Origin of the sequence: Faecalibacter macacae, assembly GCF_003687725.1 — a bacterium.
Lineage (GTDB): Bacteria > Bacteroidota > Bacteroidia > Flavobacteriales > Weeksellaceae > Empedobacter > Empedobacter macacae.
Genome location: NZ_RDOJ01000024.1, coordinates 1 through 17,580, shown reverse-complemented (window position 1 = coordinate 17,580; position 17,580 = coordinate 1). Strand labels below are relative to the sequence as shown.

The following is a 17,580-nucleotide window of genomic DNA, read 5'->3' as shown; positions in this document are numbered from 1 at the left end:
ATGAAATTTTAAGTAAATTTTATTTTTTACTTGTATAATGAAACTCGATTTTATATATTTGCGCCAGTAAAATAAATAATTAACGCAAACTTAATTAATAAGGTATTATTTCAAAGACCATTACACATTACACTCGAAATAATATTTTGTAAAGCGAATTGTTTTAAGAATCAAAAAATAAATTGATGTTACTCTTGTTTCAATTATTTTTTATCTTATCTTTGCGCCTCATTAAGTTTAGAAAGAAGATTTTAAAATGAAAAAAGATATCCACCCAACAAATTACCGTTTAGTAGCATTCAAAGATATGTCTAACGAAGATGTATTCATCTCTAGATCTACAGCTGAAACTAAAGACACTATCGAAATCGAAGGAGTAGAGTACCCATTATTTAAATTAGAGATCTCTTCAACTTCTCACCCTTTCTACACAGGTAAATCTAAATTAGTTGATACTGCAGGACGTATCGACAAATTCAAAACAAAATACGCTAAAAGAGCAAAATAATTATAACAATAAAAATATTAAGCAGTTTTGCTTAATTGATTACTATTGTTATATTAAGATAGAAAAAACCTACAAGTTTCTTGTAGGTTTTTTTATGCATTATATTTTTTTCTCGCTACATTTGTGTATCATTAATTTATAAAATAAAACACGATCAATGTCTTTATTTGACAACACTGAACACGCTTTCAGCTCTAAATCAGATGCTGAATTAAAAAAAGCTCACTACTTATTTCAATTAATAGGTAGCTCAACATTAACTAATTTTGGTACACTTTTTTTTAAGTTACCATTTGCGGTAAATATTCCTTTAGTTAAACCAGTAATTCGAGAAACGATTTACAAACAATTTGTAGGTGGAGAAACTGCCGAGCAAGGTGTTGAAGTTGCAAAAGATTTATACAAATATGGAGTTAGTTCTATATTAGATTACTCTGTAGAAGGACAAACTGAAGAAAGCGAATTTGATCATGTAAAAGATGTTATGTTACATTTAGTTACTTTAGCTAAAAATAACCCAGAAATTCCTTTTGTAGTATTTAAACCTACAGCTTTTGGACGAATTGAATTATTTGAAAAAGTTGGTAAGAAACAAGAATTAAATGTTGAAGAACAAAAACGTTGGGAAAGTGTTCGTTCCCGTTTCGATGAGGTTTGTAAAGCAGGTTTTGAAGCTGATGTAAATATTATGATCGATGCTGAAGAAACTTGGATGCAAGATTCTGCTGATGATTTAACCGACGAAATGATGGTTAAATACAATGTGAAGCGTCCTTTAATTTGGAATACTTTACAAATGTATCGTCACGATCGTTTAGCTTATTTAAAGAAAATGTTTGAAAAAGCTGAACGCGAAGGTTATTATTTAGGTTACAAAGTGGTACGTGGTGCATACATGGAAAAAGAGCGTGCACGTGCTCAAGCAGAAGGTTACCCATCTCCAATTCAACCAAGTAAAGAAGCTTCTGACAGAGATTATAACGCTGCTGTTCGTTTCATCGTAGAAAATCACGAAAGATTTGGTTTATTTGCAGGTTCTCACAATGAGTACTCTTGTGAATTATTAATTAAATTAATGAACGAGAAAGGAATTAAAGCTTCAGATCGTAACTTCTGGTTTGGACAATTATTCGGAATGAGTGATAATATTTCTTTCAACATTGCTCACTTAGGTTTCAATATTGCAAAATATTTACCTTACGGACCAATTAAAGAAGTTATGCCTTACTTGATTCGTCGTGCACAAGAAAATACTTCAGTTGCTGGACAAACAGGTCGTGAATTAGGATTAATCAAAAAAGAATTAGAGCGTCGTAAGTCGAAATAATTTTTAAAATATAATAGAAAAGCCACTCGTTGAGTGGCTTTTTTTTATTGATTATTGATTATTGATGTTGTTTTCTTTTAAAATTTCATCAAAACGATGTTCTTTACCTTGTTTTTTTAATTCCTGATAAGCAATTTTTATTAATTGTTCTGCATCAGATCTATAAGGAGAATTACTTTCTATATATGAAATAAATGCTTTACAAGCATAGTCCAATCCTTTCTCGTAATCTTTTAAATGAGCAATATATAAATTCGCTAATCCGTATATTGGTTCTACATAATCTGGATAAACTTTTGCGAATTTCTCATAAGATTCTTTTGCTTTTTCATACTCTCCAGAATAGATATAGACAACAGCAATATTTTGTAAAGGCATTTTTCCGTAAGGATCAATACTTAACGATTTTTCGTAGGCTGCAATAGCATCTTCATAACGGTTTAATCTTCTCATATTAACGCCTAAGTTATCCCAAGCAAATGTGAAATCAGGATCTTCGTTTGTAGCTTTTTTATAATATTCCGCAGCTTTTTCCCAGTTATTATTTCTAACCTCGTTATTTCCTTTGTTGTAAAAATCTAAAGCTTTTTCATTTTTTGACGGAATCTCATTTTCCATCCCAATTTCACTTGCGGCAATTCTATTTTTAAAGTCTTTACATTCTTCCAATAAATTATCTTCTATTGTTCTGTAATAATTTAGATAATCAGCGCTGTTTTTATTTGTGTCTATTTTTATATTTACTGTATCTTCTTTATTTGATTTTTTTTCAGCAATTTTACCTGATCCAAGTTTATCAGATAATTGAAAAATTAAAACTTGTTCATCAATACATTTGTTAATCTCAACATAAAAATGTTTTCGACTCATTAACTCATTTTCATTGATTTTATTGACACATTCACAAGCATTTTTTGTTACTTCTTTTTCAATTGTAGATACTTGGCCAAAGGAGAATATAGGTGAAAGAATTAGAGTAGATTTTAGAAATATATTCATTGTGTTAATTTGATTTGTTTTCAGAAGTAAAAGTTAATTCAAAAATTCCTATTTCTTTATAATTATCTTTTGAAGATTAATATTTGTATTCAATTAAGTGAAAATAAACAAAATAAAAGGGAAAACTGATTTCGTTTTCCCTTTTATTTTGAATTTATGTCGTTGCGTTTAACCATTCTTTAGTTGGCTCAACTAATTTTCGTTCTTTCGTATCAAATAATCCCAATGTCATTTCAATTTCATTGCAAATTGTTCCATCAGTATCGGTAATCCATTGTTTTAATTTTCCGATTTTTCCGTTATAACCTAATGTTTTTGTGTGTATTGTTACATTTTTTCTTAAGCGTAATTCTTTCAAAAATTTAATATTTATTTCTAAAATCACAGGTCCTTTTCCTGTTTTGCGGATTGTATCTAATCCGTATCCTTTTTTAGAAAGTAATTCCCAACGCGCTTCTTCATAAATTTGTAAATACGTAGCATTATTTACATGTCCAAAAGTATCTAAATGATGTTCTTTAATCGTAATTGGGTAATCGTAAGTTTGAAATTCCATTTTCTCAGTTTTTTTGTTTTTGATTTAAAAACGAATGTAACTATTTTGATTCAATTTTAGATGAATAAGGAAGATTCAATAAACCATATTTCGTAGTAATGTTGTAGGTTTTATTTTGATCAATGTAATTATTATGTTTAAATTCTGAGAAAATTTCATCCTCAATATCATTTTTATGTTTTTGATAAGGATATGAATTGATTGAAGTTGTTTCTATCCGATTGATGTATAAAAAAGTATAAAACAAGGCGTGAGATAGGATATAACTATAAAAAAATAATGTAAAAATTGTATTCATCGAATAAACAAATCCATATAAACGGAAATATCTTTTAAAGAATTTTTCAGGACGATTACTGAAATTTTTATATATCATTTTTATTATTAAACAGAAAACCAAGATTCCTGAAACAATAATAAAATAATTCAAATACTCATCCTTTAATAAAGTGGTAATAAATTTATCATAGATTTGGTTAATTCCTAAAGGAGATTTTGAAAACCAAGTTAATGAAAAGAAGGCAATTGTATAAAGAATGATTCTTTTACTAACGAATTTCATTTTATAGCTGTTAATCGATTTAAAAGTAATAAAAAATCTTCCTAACTTGCCATTTCAATACGAAAAAGAATGAACTCAACTTATTTTGCTGAACTTATTTTACCACTAAATTTAGAAGGAACGTTTACTTATCATTTAACGGATTCTGATTTACAGCAAATTAAAATTGGACAACGTGTAGCTGTTCCTTTTGGGACGCAAAAATTGTATACCGGAATCATTCATTCTATTCATCAAAACAAACCAGAATTGTATAAAACAAAAGGAATTCATGCTTTTTTGGATGATGAACCAATTGTAACGCCTTTTCAAATTCAGTTTTGGGAATGGATTGCGAGTTATTATATGTGTACGTTGGGCGATGTTTTTCGTAATGCGTTTCCATCTGCATTAAAGTTAGAATCGCAAACGTTTGTTCGCTTAATTAATCCGGATTATGAAAATCTTCAAGAATTAAATGATCATGAATATTTAGTTTTTGAAGCGTTAAAATTGCGTCAGATTATTTCGGTTGAAGAAGCAGCTTTAATTATTGATGCAAAATCTGCAATTCCGACTTTAAAATTATTGATTGATAAAGGAATAATTCAATTGGATGAAAAAATTCAAGAGAAATACACGCCGAAAATTGATAATTATGTTCGAATTCATCCGGATATTAAAGGAAACGATCAAGCTTTTATTCAAATTTTAGATTCTTTAAAAAAGAACGCTAATAAACAACGCGAATCTTTATTGCAATTAATTACGTTAGAAACGCAAAATCAAGGAAAACCGTTAAAAGTTGCTGATTTTGTAAAAATGGGTTCTACGAATGCGGTTATAAAATCATTAGCAGAAAAAGGTGCAGTAGAAATTTATCAATTTCAAACTTCGCGTGTGGATGAAAATGAATTAGAAAAAGAAGAAATTCATCAATTAACTTTAAAACAAACCGAAGCTTTAGAGAAAATTAAGGAAGAATTTGCTTCAAAAAATACGGTTTTATTACATGGAGTAACATCAAGTGGAAAAACCGAAATTTATCTAAAGTTGATGGAACAAGTAATTGCGAAAGGGAATAAAGTGGTTTATTTATTGCCAGAAATTTCGGTTACAACGCAAATTGTTCATCGTATTAAAAAGCATTTTGGTGAAAAAGTTGGTGTTTATCATTCTAAATTTAATCAAAATGAACGTGTCGAATTATGGCAAAAAACATTAAATGGTGATTTTGATATCATTATTGGACCACGAAATGTTTTATTTATGCCTTTTGATCAAATCGGATTGGTGATTGTTGATGAAGAGCACGAATCTTCGTACAAACAAATGGATACAAAACCATTTTTTCAAGGACGAGATATGGCAATGGTTTTAGGTTCGATGACGAAAGCAAAAGTTTTGTTAGGTTCTGCAACGCCTTCAATCGAAAGTTATTTTAATGCACGACAAGGAAAATATGGTTATGTAGAATTAACTGAGCGTTTTGGTAAAATTCAGTTGCCTGAAATTAATTTAGTTGATTTAAAGAAAGCGCAACGCGAAAAAGAAATGACGCACGATATTTCGCATATTCTTCGTGACGAAATTATAGAGCAATTAAAGGAAAAGAAACAAGTAATTCTGTTTCAGAATCGTCGTGGTTATGCCCCGATTATGGAATGTAATTCGTGCGGAAATACACCTGAATGTCCAAATTGTGATGTGAGTTTAACGTATCATAAATTTTCTAATCAATTAAAATGTCATTATTGTGGTTATGCGCAAGCAAAACCGAATCGATGTGTAAGTTGTGGTTCGATTGAGTTAAATACAAAAGGTCTAGGAACGGAACAAATCGAACATCAATTGCAAGAGATTTTTCCTGAAGCACGTATTCGCCGAATGGATGTTGATGCGATGCGTGGGAAATTTGCTTACGAAAAATTAATTGAAGATTTTGAAAATAAAGAAGTTGATATTTTAATCGGAACGCAAATAATAACGAAAGGTTTTGATTTTGGAAATGTCAATTTCGTTGGTGTGATTCGTGCCGATTCGTTACTTAATTTTCCGGATTTTCGTGCGCACGAAAAAGCATTTCAATTGTTAACTCAAGTTTCTGGTCGTGCGGGTCGTAGACAAGAACAAGGGAAAGTTTTGATTCAATCGTATCAGCCCGAACATCAGATTTTACAAAATGTAACAACATATAATTATCATCAAACAATGAAGGATATTATTTACGAACGTAAAGAGTTTTTTTATCCTCCGTTTACACGTTTAATAAATCTTCGTTTTAAACATACAAATAAAGAGCGTTTAGATAAAACAGCGGCTCAGTTGGTGCAATTATTAAAACCAAGTTTTGAGTCTCGTTGTTTGTTGGGGCCTGAAGCGCCATCAGTAGGACGAATCAATAACCAATACATTACAGATGTAATGATCAAGATTTTGCCAAATCAGTCGCCTATTAAAGTAAAACAATTAATTCTGCAACAAATCGAACGATTGCATACAATTGCAGCTTATCGTTCTGTGAAAATAGATATTGATGTAGATCCGATGTAAGATTAAACTATTTCATTGAAATTAGATTTTTAGAAGATAGAAGACACTTGTTATTCTACCTTTAAAACGGTAAGATTTTTTGCTTTTTATAAAATAATGGGATTCTTTTAGATTCTTTATGAAATCTGTTTTTGATATTAAAGGAATGTTTAGTTCTTGTACAATTTCTAGATAGCCTTCATAAAATTGTGAAGGATTAACAATGATATTATTATAATCTACTTCGTAATATTTTAGTTCAATAGTTTGTATTATCTTATTAAGCATTTGATCAAAATCTTCAAGTTTCATTTTGCCATTTTCAATAATGAATCTCTTTTGAATTTTTGTTGGTTTTTTCTCATCAAAATCTTCAAAATAAATTATATCATCTTCAAAATATTTATATTTTAAAATTTTGATTTCATTCTTAATATTTAAAACTCTTCTTATTGTAGGATGATTAAATTCAGAGGCAATTAAAACTATTTCAGGGATTTTTTTTGCTTTAAGTATTTTTAATTTAATATTTTCATTGATTTTTAAGCTACTTACTATTGATAAAAAATTTTCAACTACAAAATCTGAATAATCAATAATTTGGAACAGTATATTTTTATCATTTTTTTTCTTTAGTTCTATAATAACTAATTAAAAATCAATAATGTTATACGCGAAAATGTCAATTCTTCCGCTAATTCCAAATTTTCTTACATCTCCAGTTAGCTTATATTCTGAATTTAATAATTTATAATTAGGGAATATCTTTTCAAAATTTTTAATAATATTTTCTTGTAAAGTTTTTTCAGAAACTTCAATTTCTTTTATTGCGCTACCATTTATAATAATCATACTATTTTGTTAGAATTTCAAATATTATTTAAAGAGTTATTATGTTACACAATTAATGATTAATTTTTAATTTAACAAAAAAAATATCTAAAGCAATATAAAAACTTTCTTAATACTTTCTTGTAACAATATTCCATTATTTACTACTGATGAATTATCTTTATAACAAAGACGTAAATAGAAATGATTTCGATAAAAGGTTTAAATAAATCATATAAAATGGGGAAGAATTCTCTTCATGTACTTAAAGGGATTGACCTTGAGGTGGAAGAAGGAGAGTTTGTAGCGATTATGGGTTCATCGGGTTCTGGTAAATCAACATTGTTGAATATTATCGGAATGTTAGATGAACATGATTCAGGTACATATGATTTAGATAATTTCAGAATCGAAAAGTTAAACGAAACAAAAGCAGCTAATTATAGAAATAAATTTCTTGGATTTATTTTTCAATCTTACAATCTAATCAACTTTAAAAATGTATTAGAAAATGTTGCTTTGCCTTTGTATTATCAAAAAGTGAAACGTTCGGAAAGAAATGAAATCGCTTTAGGATATTTGGATAGAGTAGGTTTATCGCCTTGGGCGAATCATATGCCGAATGAACTTTCTGGAGGACAAAAACAACGTGTAGCTATTGCGCGAGCGTTGGCCGCTAAACCAAAACTATTATTGGCTGATGAACCTACAGGTGCTTTAGATACTACAACTTCTCACGAAGTAATGCGATTAATTCAGGAAATTAACGACGAAGGAAAAACAATATTAATGGTTACCCACGAAGATGATATTGCAAATATGTGTAAACGTATTGTACGATTAAAAGATGGTGTAATTATTAGTGATACAAAAGTAAACCAAGTTCGCGTATAGTATGTTTGATGTAGATCGTTGGAGAGAGATTTGGTCTTCCATTTCCAGTAATAAATTAAGAACGTCCTTGTCTGGTCTGACAATCGCCTTGGCGTTGTTTGTATTTATTACGCTTTTTGGTTTGGGAAATGGATTACAAAATGGATTTCAAAAACAATTTTTTAATGCGAATTCTTTAAATATTACGATTTCTGGAGGTACAACTTCCGAGTCGTTTAATGGGTTTAAAAAAGGTCGTCAAATAACATTGAAGGATAAGGATATTAATTTTTTACAAAATTCATTTCCAGATCAGATTAAATATGTTGTTGCTACAATCGCAAAAACAGATACAATTCGTAATGCAAATAATTCGGGTAGTTATTCAGTAACTGGCGTTTATCCTGAATATGAGCATATGATTAATGAAAAGATATCTTATGGTCGTTTCATTAACGAAAAAGATATGGATAATCAATCCAAATCAATTGTTGTGGGGCGATTAGTTGCACAGGATTTTTTCCCGGGACAAGTAGCGATTGGTCAAAACTTACAAATAGGAAAAGGTGTTTATACAATAGTCGGTATTTTTGAAAGTGCGGATGGAGGCGATAATGCAGAGCGTTCTATATATACGCCTTATACTACGTTTAAAACGATTTATGCAACTGACGAAGTTTCGTCTATTATCATCACACCAAAGGACGAATTGAAGTTGGGTGATATTAAGAAATTAGCCAATACAATTGATTATAATTTTAAAGTTAGATACAATATAAGCCCCGAAGATTACAGCGGAGTTAGAGTAAGGAATGCAGCGGAATCTATGGAAGAAACGGATCAATTTTTCTTTATTTTAACTTTAATGGTTTTCATCATCGGTGGCGGAAGTTTAATTGCCGGAATTGTAAGTATCGGAAATATTATGGTTTTTAGTGTAAAAGAAAGAACAAAAGAAATTGGTATTCGTAAAGCACTTGGTGCAACACCGGTTAGTGTTCTTTCATTAATTATGCAAGAAGCTATTTTGATAACCCTAGTATTCGGTGCAATAGGTATTTTATTAGCTACTTTGGTAGTTGAGAATATCGGAGATAGTTTGGAAGAATATTTTATTTTTGATCCTGGAGTTGATTCAAAATCATTGATTTTAGCAACAATAATTTTATTTGTTGCCGGAACAGTTTCAGGTATGATTCCAGCATTAAGAGCTGCAAAAATTAAACCTATAGAAGCATTAAGAGACGAGTAATGAATTGGAAATTATTATTTGACATAGATGCTTGGACAGAGGTTTATGCCGCAATCAGAAAAAATAAATTACGTACCATTCTTACAATGATAGGTGTAGCGTGGGGAATGTTCCTTTTTGTACTTCTTCTTGGTCTTACGCGCGGAATGCAAAATGGATTTGACAGAAATCTTGCAGATGCAGCAACCAACTCATTATTTGTTTGGGGCGGAACAACATCTATGCCTTATAAAGGTTTTCAGAAAGGTAGAATGATTGAATTAAAGATGAGTGATGTAAAGCAAATTCAAGCTAAGTTTCCTCAGATTTCTTTAATTGCTCCTCGTAACATGAATCCTAATTCTGTTGTTGCTTTTGGTACGAAATATAATTTTTATAATGTCAACGGAGATTATCCAGATCAAAACAGAATGTTTGGTAAAGACATCATAAAAGGTCGATTTATTGATGAAGATGATATAAAAAATGAAACGAAAGTTTGTGTTCTTGGAATTGAAGTGTTTGAAAATTTCTTTCCGAAGGATGAAAACCCATTAGGAAAACAAATTCGTATTTCAGATAGTTATTATACAATTGTTGGAATATATGATTCGCCTTCATCGCCAGTAGAATCAAAAGATCAGATTTTTATTCCGTTTACAACTTTTCAAAAGGTGTATAATCAAGGAGAGAAAATTCAATATTTGTCATTAAGTATTCCAAATGAATATGATATTGTTCAATTTGAAAAACAATTAAAAAATCATTTAAAAGAGGTTAAAAATATTGCGCCCGAAGATGATCAAGGTTTAGGAGGATTTAACTTAGGAGAAATGTTAGGTAAAATCATGAAATTCGTAAAAGGAATGCAATTTCTTGCGATTGTAGTAGGAGCGATGACTTTGTTTTCGGGAGTAATTGCGATTTCGAGTATTTTATTGATTACCGTTTCTGAACGAACTAAAGAATTTGGAATTCGTCGTGCTTTAGGAGCGATTCCATCACAAATTCGAGGTCAAATTTTATTAGAGTCTGTAGTTTTAACGTTAATAGCAGGTTTAGCAGGAATTGTTGGCGCGGGATTAATTTTGATGTTTTTGAACGAAGTGATAATTCCAGGAAACGATAGTATTCCTATTTATAATGCATCAATAGATTTGTTTACGTTGTTTGTGGCATTGGCAATTATGGTAGTAATGGCAACTTTTGCAGGTTTAATACCGGCTCAACGTGCAATTTCAATTAAGCCAATTGATGCTTTGAGAGATGAATAATTTATTAAGAAATAGAGTTATATAGAATGAAAAAAGTTCTAAAAATTGTAGGTATAGTTTTGTTTATTGCACTTGTTATTGGTGTGATTGCATATTTTGGTAAGAAAAATAGCCAAGACAATCAAGTGTACGAAGTGACAAAACCAACAGTTGGAAATATAGAAGTGAAAGCTGTTGCAACTGGAGAAGTAAAACCTTTAGAAACGATTGAAATTAAACCAAATATTTCGGGTGTAATAAAATCAATCAATGTAACAGAAGGTGAATTTGTAGAAAGAGGTCAGTTAATTGCTGAAATTCGTGTAGTTCCGAATGTTGCAAATTTAAACTCGGCTTTGCAAACCATTCGTTCGGCAGAAATTGAAGTTAATCTGCAACAAAAAGAATATAATCGTTCAAAAACATTATACAATCAAGGTGTAATCCCAAAAGCTGAATTTGATAATGCTACTGCTATGTATCAAAATGCTCAACAATCCTTACGAACTGCTGAGGCAAATTATCAAGTAGCTCAAACAGGTGTTGCGCCAGGTTTAGAGAAATATGCGACGACACGTATTGTTGCAACAACTTCTGGAGTTATATTGGATATTCCAGTCGAAATTGGAAATATGGTTCAGGAAATTAATAATTTCTCAACGGGAACTACAATTGCAACAATGGCAGATATCAATAACATGATTTTCTCAGGGAAAGTTGACGAAGCTGAGGTAGGCAAATTAAAAGAAGGAATGAAGATTAATGTTTCGATTGGAGCTATTCCAAATAAAACGTTTACTGCAATTTTAGATTTTATTTCGCCTCAGGGTGTTGCAAGTAATGGTGTTGTTCAGTTTGAGATAAAAGCACCAATTCAATTAGATTCTAAATATTTTATTCGAGCAGGATATTCTGCTAATGCAGAAGTAATAACGGCAGGAGCGAACAATGTTTTAATGATTAAATCTGCACATTTGCGTTACGACGAAAATCAAAAACCTTATGTGGAAGTGTTAAAATCTGGTAAAGGCGCTGATGCAACTTACGAGAAAAAGTATTTAACGCTTGGTGTTACAGATGGTGTTAGTGTTGAAGTTAAAAAAGGAATCACACAAAATGATCAAATCAAAATTTGGAACACAGATTTAGATAAACCAAATGGACCAGGTCCACATTAATAACAGAATATTAAAAAAACGGCAATATTGATTTATTGCCGTTTTTTTATGTAATAATTATACATACTGTGTTTATTTTTATAATGTTAAAATCTGCATTTTATTTAATAATTATTCTTATAATAATTCTAAATAGTATAAATATACATTTAAATTCGATTAATATACATTTTAGGTGGTTATTGTGTAATTGTTATAAATAAAAGTATTTCAATTCATAACATTTATTTTTTTAACTAAAGTTACATTTTCTGTTTACTGGTTAAAAAGGTTAAATAATTTCGGTTATTTTATCAATATCTGTTAAAATTTCATATAATCATCAATTATAATCATTATTAATAAATTATTTTATAAATATTAAAATTTACGTTTATGTAATGTTAAAATAAAATTTTAAGGGTTTATTAATTCTTGTCATTTTTACCGCCTTAAAATTTTTATCGAAAATGAAGAGAAGATTAACATCTTTGAGTTTCTTAGCTTTCCTAGGATTAGGAGTTTTAGCTTACGCTCAAACAACAGGTGTGGTAAATGACGCTGATGGTTTTCCGGAATCTGATGTTGAGGTTACTGTAAAAGGTACTGATAAAGTAGTATATACTGATGTCGATGGTGCTTTTGATATTGATGCTCAGATTGGTGACGTTTTAGTTATCAATGGAAAAGAAGTTATTGTAACTTCTAATAATTTAGGTTCTATTAGCTATGCTGCTAAGAAAACTGAAACTGTAGAATTAGCAGCTGTAAATATTTTAGGTTCTATTAAATTAGATCCTACTCAAAAAATTGGTTCTTTCGAAACAATTAAACGCGACGATTTAGAACAAACGCCAGTTGCTTCTGTTGATGAAGTATTAAATGGACGTGTTGCTGGTTTAAACTTTTCTACTGGAGGTGGACAACCAGGTTCTGCTAATGTTATTGCAATTCGTGGTGCTGGTTCTTTCGTAGGTACTACAAATCCATTATATGTAATTGATGGTGTTGTTGTTGGTAAAGGTGATGATAACTCTGGAGTTATGACATCTTTCAACCCATTATCATCTATCGATCCAAATCAAATTGAATCGATCACTGTTTTAAAAGATGCTTCTTCTACTGCATTATATGGTGCTCGTGGGGCAAATGGAGTTATAGTGGTTAAAACTAAACGTGGTAAATTCAATCAAAAAACTAAATTCAACGCTTCAACAGAAATGTCCATTCAAGACATCGCTTTTGATAAAGCAGACTTCTTAGATGCAAATGATTTCGTTAAATGGGGAGGATTAGCATTCTATAACACAGGAGAATTTGCTTCTCAATTAGGAGCTCAAAACTACTTTGCTGACGAAGTAATTGGATGGGATGGTGTAACTAACGAAGATTGGACAAAAGCGATTCAACGTGATATGTCAACAGTTCGTACGTACAGTTTCTCTGCTACAGGAGGTTCTGATAACACATCTTTCCGTACAGGTTTTTCTTACTACGATAATGATCCGTTAATCATCAACTCTAAATTCGACCGTATTTCTGCGTCGTTAGCTGTTGATCACAAAGCATCAGATCGTTTCAAATTAGGAACTAACTTAAATTACTCTCGCGTAGAAAACCAAACATATGCTGATGCTGGAGCTTACTCTAATCCATGGCAAACGCGTTGGGCAATTATCCCAACATTACCTGTTTACAACGCAGATGGTTCTTACAATACAAGCTTATTAGGGAATAGAGATTATAACCCAGTAGGTTTACAAAGAGAGAATAAAGTAGGAGGTACAGTTAATACTTTCTTAGCTTCAATTTATGGTGATTATCAAATTACAGATGATTTATCGTTTAACTCTCAATTTGGTACGCAATACCAAAATTTAGACGAAACATTATATTGGAATCCAAACTTCGGTGATGGAGCTAGATACAATGGGTATATGTTTGAGTCTCAGAATCAATATACAGATTGGAACTGGGTAAATACATTAACTTATTCTAAGAAATTAGGTGATCGTCACGAATTTGTTGCTAACGCAGGTTGGGAATACCAAGAGCACATCGGTAAAAGACGTTCTCAAGAAAAACAAAATTTCATCTTAGATGGTGCTTATATGAATAATGCTTCTCAAGTGTTATCAATCAATGGTGATAAAATTAAATGGACTCAGATTTCTTACTTCGGACGTTTAAACTACATCTTAGATGGTAAGTATACATTAAACGGACAAATTCGTCGTGACTCTAACTCAACGTTAGGTATTCACGATAAATCAGGAGTTTTCTGGTCTGTTGGTGGATCTTGGGCTATGAACAAAGATTTAAAAATCGATTTTGTAGATAACATGACGTTACGTGCAAACTACGGTGAAATCGGAAATATTCCTTATGCTGATTCTTGGGGAAGTACTTACAATAGTTTTTCAACATTAAGTAATACAAGAAATTATGGTGATGAAGGTGTTTTAATTATCGCGCAAGCTGGTAATCCTGATTTAGCTTGGGAAACTTCACAACAATTAAATGTAGGTTTAGATTATTCGGTATTAAATGGATTAGTTTCTGGTTCGATTGATATTTATAACAAGAAAACTGAAGCTGCAATTTTCCCAGTAAGAATCCCTGCTGAAACACCATCTCCAGTTGATTCAAGTATGAAAAATGTAGGTGAAATTGTAAATAAAGGTATCGAATCTACAATTACAGTTCGTCCATTCCGTGGAGATTTCAACTGGAATATTTCAGCAAACTTTGCTTACAATAAATCAGAAGTTGGTGATTTAACTGATAATAATGCAATCTACTTAGAAGGAGGAAACAAAGCTGTTCAATCAGGTCGTTTATTTGGTGAATACTACATGGTAGGATGGGCAGGTGTTGATGCTTCTAATGGTAATCCATTATTCTATACAGATGCATCAGAAACTGAAACTACATCTAACTACAACGAAGCGTCTAAATATTTCCAAGGAAAATCACCTTTCCCTAAATACATGGCAGGTTTAAGAAATGATTTCAGCTACAAAAATGTAACGTTATCTGTTTTCTTATCTGGACAATTCGAATATTCTGTAATCGATAGATACTCTAATTACATTTATAACGATGGTGCTTACTACGATATCAATGTGTACAGAGAAAGTTTAAATGATAGCTGGACGCCTCAAAATACAACAGCTTCTAACCCAATGCAGGTGTACGGAAATGGTTCAGGTTCTAATAAAATGTCAACTCGTTTCTTACGTGATGGTGACCACATCCGTTTAAAAGAAGTGAAATTAGCGTACAGTTTAGGTGATGTATTATCAAAATCAGGATTCAGCAACTTAACAGTTTACTTACGTGGAACTAACTTAGCTACTTGGGTATTTGATGACAAGTTAACGTTTGATCCTGAGACAAACTCTAATGGTTATTCATTCGGATGGCAAGGTAAAGGTACTTACGATTACACATCGCCAATTATGCGTAGTGTTTCTGTTGGTGTTTCTGTTGATTTTTAAAAAGTTGATTAAAATGAAAAAAATTACAATTTTAGCTATCGCTGCATTTATGACTACTTTTTCTTCTTGTTCAGAAGATTTATTAGACGAAATGCCAGTTGATACAATTATATATGATGGTAACATTACCATCAAAACTGAAAAAGGTATGTACTCAGTTCTTAATGGTATGTATAGCGAATTCGCTTCTGCCGATGCATTAGCAACTGATGGTATTATTTTAGGAGAATTAATCTCTGATAACGCATTTATTTCTAGAAGAAATGATGGTCGTTTCAAGATTACAAATACAATGACGTGGACACCATCTGATACAAATAACGATTTTGTTATTTATAACAAAATGTACGATGTTGTTGCGATGGCAAACATGATCATTAATTCTGAATTAGAAGAATCAGATGTTGTTAAGGGATATAAAGCGCAAGCGTATGCTGCTCGTGGTATTGCATTTTACTATTTAGCATCTTTCTATGCGGCTAACCCAACTTCTGGAGCTAATCAAGAATATGGTATTGCAATTCACACAGGAAATTACAATCCAAATGCTTATTACGGACGTTCAACTGTAGCTGAAACGTATGCTCAAATCATTTCAGATTTAGAGAACGGTATTTCAGAATTTAACGAAGCTACAGTAAACAAAGGGTACTTGTCTGCAACTGCATCTCGTATAATGTTAGCGAAAGCTTACTTAACTCGTGGTGAAGCTGGTGATTACCAAAAAGCAATTCAATACGCTGATGAGGTTTTAGCAACAAATACAACTATTACAGCTACAGAATTAGATTCTTATTTCAAAGGAACGACTTCTGGTGAATTAAATAATCAACCAGAAACTGTTTTCGAAATCAATATGTCTGTAATTGCAAACCCAGGTGTTAACCGTTCTATTTCTGCATTCTACGATCCTTATGGAGCTAAGAATTACTTAATGTTCCGTGCAGATTTTATCAATTCAATAGCAGAAGGAGATATTCGTAAAGATTTATTTACGCAAGAAAATGCTTCTGAAACTGATGCGCCAAAAGGTTATTATGTTCAGAAATTTACTCAAACTGTAGACGGAACAAACTTTACTGGTAATGTACGTGTATTACGTTTAACAGAAGCAAAATTCATCAAGTGGGAAGCAATGGCTAAAATCGGTCAAGGAACAGCTGCTTTAGCTGAATTAAATGCTTTTGCTGCTGAACGTGGTGGAGTGCAATACGAAGGTGATGCTTTAACTGCAATTTTAGCAGAAAAACGTATTGAATTCTTAGGAGAAGGACAACGTTTCTTTGACTTAAAACGTAACAACTTAGGATTCGTTAAAACTTCTAACGTAGAAGGTGGTGTTTCTAGTGTTGCTGCAGATAATAAATTATTCGTTTTACCTATTCCAAGTTCAACATTAAACTTAAATGGTTTAATGACACAATACCCAGGATGGGGTAATTAATACAATTTAGTATTACTTTTTATAATATTTTTGAGGTGAACTTTTGTTCACCTCTTTTTTTATTCTATTTGATGAGGTTTATTTTTATTAATGACAATTGAAATAAATCTTCCTTGCTACGCAACTCATTTTTCCGAGTCCTTTCATCAAAGTATTTCGTAACACCTGCTTTTTAATAAGCAGTTATTACAAAATAATCAATCCCGGCTGTCACTTCCATTTTTTCTTTATAAAATATTTACCGGTTCGTCATTCCTAAGTATTTTATTCAACTGTCCTCCTGAACTTGTTTCAGGATCTCATCATTATTTTTATCAGTAATCTGTCATTTCGAGGTATCGAGGAATTTCAAAAGCCTTTCGCAGCATTTTTTTAAATAAACTGGCCTTCCGATTAGCAGACGAGAGTCAATTCATCGAAATGTAATGTTCGAAATGATTAGTGAGTGAAACGAATCATTTAATCATTTCCATGAAATGAGATGTAAATTGACCGTCGAAAATCGTAGCCTTGATTTTTTGAATACTTTTTTATCAGGAAAAAAGTATTGACTATAATAATATAAGTCAAGTCCTCCTGAACTCGTTTCAGAATCGCATCTTTATTTTTATCCATATTCTGTCCTTTCAGTATTCAGGGATCTAAAAATTTGTCATGCTTAGCCTGTCGAAGCGTTTTATATAGAATAAACTGACATTTAAATCTATGACGTTAAAAAATTAAATAGAATGAAGGATAAAAATGAATTAGTGACTGAAAGGAGACATTTAATTCATTTCCGAAATGAGATTTAATTTTAGTCAAATAGATTTACAGTCTTGATTTTTT

At 31.2% G+C, this 17,580-nt stretch carries 14 protein-coding genes; 9 read left to right on the top strand and 5 right to left on the bottom strand.

Annotated elements, in window-relative coordinates; all coding sequences use genetic code 11:
- The first annotated feature begins 256 nt into the window (after positions 1-256).
- Together EAH69_RS12930 and EAH69_RS12925 are read left to right on the top strand one after the other, a co-directional pair.
- A complete protein-coding gene (locus EAH69_RS12930; protein WP_121935631.1) occupies positions 257-508 on the top strand; it encodes a type B 50S ribosomal protein L31 in 252 nt (83 codons plus the stop codon).
- Between the two features lie 157 nt (positions 509-665).
- Complete coding sequence (locus EAH69_RS12925; RefSeq protein ID WP_121935630.1) at positions 666-1,835, top strand: proline dehydrogenase family protein; 1,170 nt, start codon at positions 666-668, stop codon at positions 1,833-1,835.
- Positions 1,836-1,886: 51 nt separating this feature from the next.
- Here the strand turns inward: EAH69_RS12925 and EAH69_RS12920 are convergent, their stop codons facing one another.
- The 3 genes from EAH69_RS12920 to EAH69_RS12910 all read right to left on the bottom strand — a co-directional run bounded on the left by EAH69_RS12920 (position 1,887) and on the right by EAH69_RS12910 (position 3,952).
- Positions 1,887-2,834 carry a tetratricopeptide repeat protein gene (locus EAH69_RS12920; protein WP_121935629.1) on the bottom strand — a complete coding sequence of 316 codons (948 nt, stop codon included), beginning with the start codon at positions 2,832-2,834 and terminating at the stop codon, positions 1,887-1,889.
- A gap of 154 nt (positions 2,835-2,988) precedes the next feature.
- A complete protein-coding gene (locus EAH69_RS12915; protein WP_121935628.1) occupies positions 2,989-3,390 on the bottom strand; it encodes an acyl-CoA thioesterase in 402 nt (133 codons plus the stop codon).
- A gap of 40 nt (positions 3,391-3,430) precedes the next feature.
- Positions 3,431-3,952 carry a hypothetical protein gene (locus EAH69_RS12910; protein WP_121935627.1) on the bottom strand — a complete coding sequence of 174 codons (522 nt, stop codon included), beginning with the start codon at positions 3,950-3,952 and terminating at the stop codon, positions 3,431-3,433.
- A 69-nt stretch (positions 3,953-4,021) separates the two neighbouring features.
- Between EAH69_RS12910 and priA the strand changes: the two genes are divergently transcribed.
- Positions 4,022-6,484, top strand: coding sequence for a replication restart helicase PriA (gene priA, locus EAH69_RS12905; protein ID WP_121935626.1), 2,463 nt, complete (start codon positions 4,022-4,024; stop codon positions 6,482-6,484).
- A gap of 21 nt (positions 6,485-6,505) precedes the next feature.
- Here the strand turns inward: priA and EAH69_RS12900 are convergent, their stop codons facing one another.
- Positions 6,506-6,775 (bottom strand): hypothetical protein, encoded by a 270-nt coding sequence (locus EAH69_RS12900; protein WP_121935625.1) that lies wholly within the window; start codon positions 6,773-6,775, stop codon positions 6,506-6,508.
- Between the two features lie 339 nt (positions 6,776-7,114).
- Positions 7,115-7,315 carry a hypothetical protein gene (locus tag EAH69_RS12895; RefSeq protein WP_121935624.1) on the bottom strand — a complete coding sequence of 67 codons (201 nt, stop codon included), beginning with the start codon at positions 7,313-7,315 and terminating at the stop codon, positions 7,115-7,117.
- A gap of 183 nt (positions 7,316-7,498) precedes the next feature.
- On the opposite strand from EAH69_RS12895, the gene EAH69_RS12890 reads away from it, so the two are divergent.
- The 6 genes from EAH69_RS12890 (at position 7,499) to EAH69_RS12865 (ending at position 16,752) form a co-directional block, all read left to right on the top strand.
- On the top strand, positions 7,499-8,188 hold the full coding sequence (locus EAH69_RS12890) for an ABC transporter ATP-binding protein (RefSeq protein WP_121935623.1): 690 nt from the start codon (positions 7,499-7,501) through the stop codon (positions 8,186-8,188).
- 1 nt (position 8,189) lies between these two features.
- Positions 8,190-9,419 carry an ABC transporter permease gene (locus EAH69_RS12885; RefSeq protein ID WP_121935622.1) on the top strand — a complete coding sequence of 410 codons (1,230 nt, stop codon included), beginning with the start codon at positions 8,190-8,192 and terminating at the stop codon, positions 9,417-9,419.
- Positions 9,419-10,672 (top strand): ABC transporter permease, encoded by a 1,254-nt coding sequence (locus tag EAH69_RS12880; protein ID WP_121935621.1) that lies wholly within the window; start codon positions 9,419-9,421, stop codon positions 10,670-10,672. The genes EAH69_RS12885 and EAH69_RS12880 overlap by 1 nt, the downstream gene beginning before the upstream one ends.
- A gap of 26 nt (positions 10,673-10,698) precedes the next feature.
- The gene (locus EAH69_RS12875; protein WP_121935620.1) at positions 10,699-11,829 is read left to right on the top strand and encodes an efflux RND transporter periplasmic adaptor subunit; all 1,131 of its coding nucleotides are present in this window, start codon (positions 10,699-10,701) and stop codon (positions 11,827-11,829) included.
- Positions 11,830-12,278: 449 nt separating this feature from the next.
- Positions 12,279-15,308 carry a SusC/RagA family TonB-linked outer membrane protein gene (locus tag EAH69_RS12870; protein ID WP_121935619.1) on the top strand — a complete coding sequence of 1,010 codons (3,030 nt, stop codon included), beginning with the start codon at positions 12,279-12,281 and terminating at the stop codon, positions 15,306-15,308.
- A gap of 13 nt (positions 15,309-15,321) precedes the next feature.
- Positions 15,322-16,752, top strand: coding sequence for a RagB/SusD family nutrient uptake outer membrane protein (locus EAH69_RS12865; protein WP_230466823.1), 1,431 nt, complete (start codon positions 15,322-15,324; stop codon positions 16,750-16,752).
- The last annotated feature ends 828 nt before the right edge of the window (positions 16,753-17,580 follow it).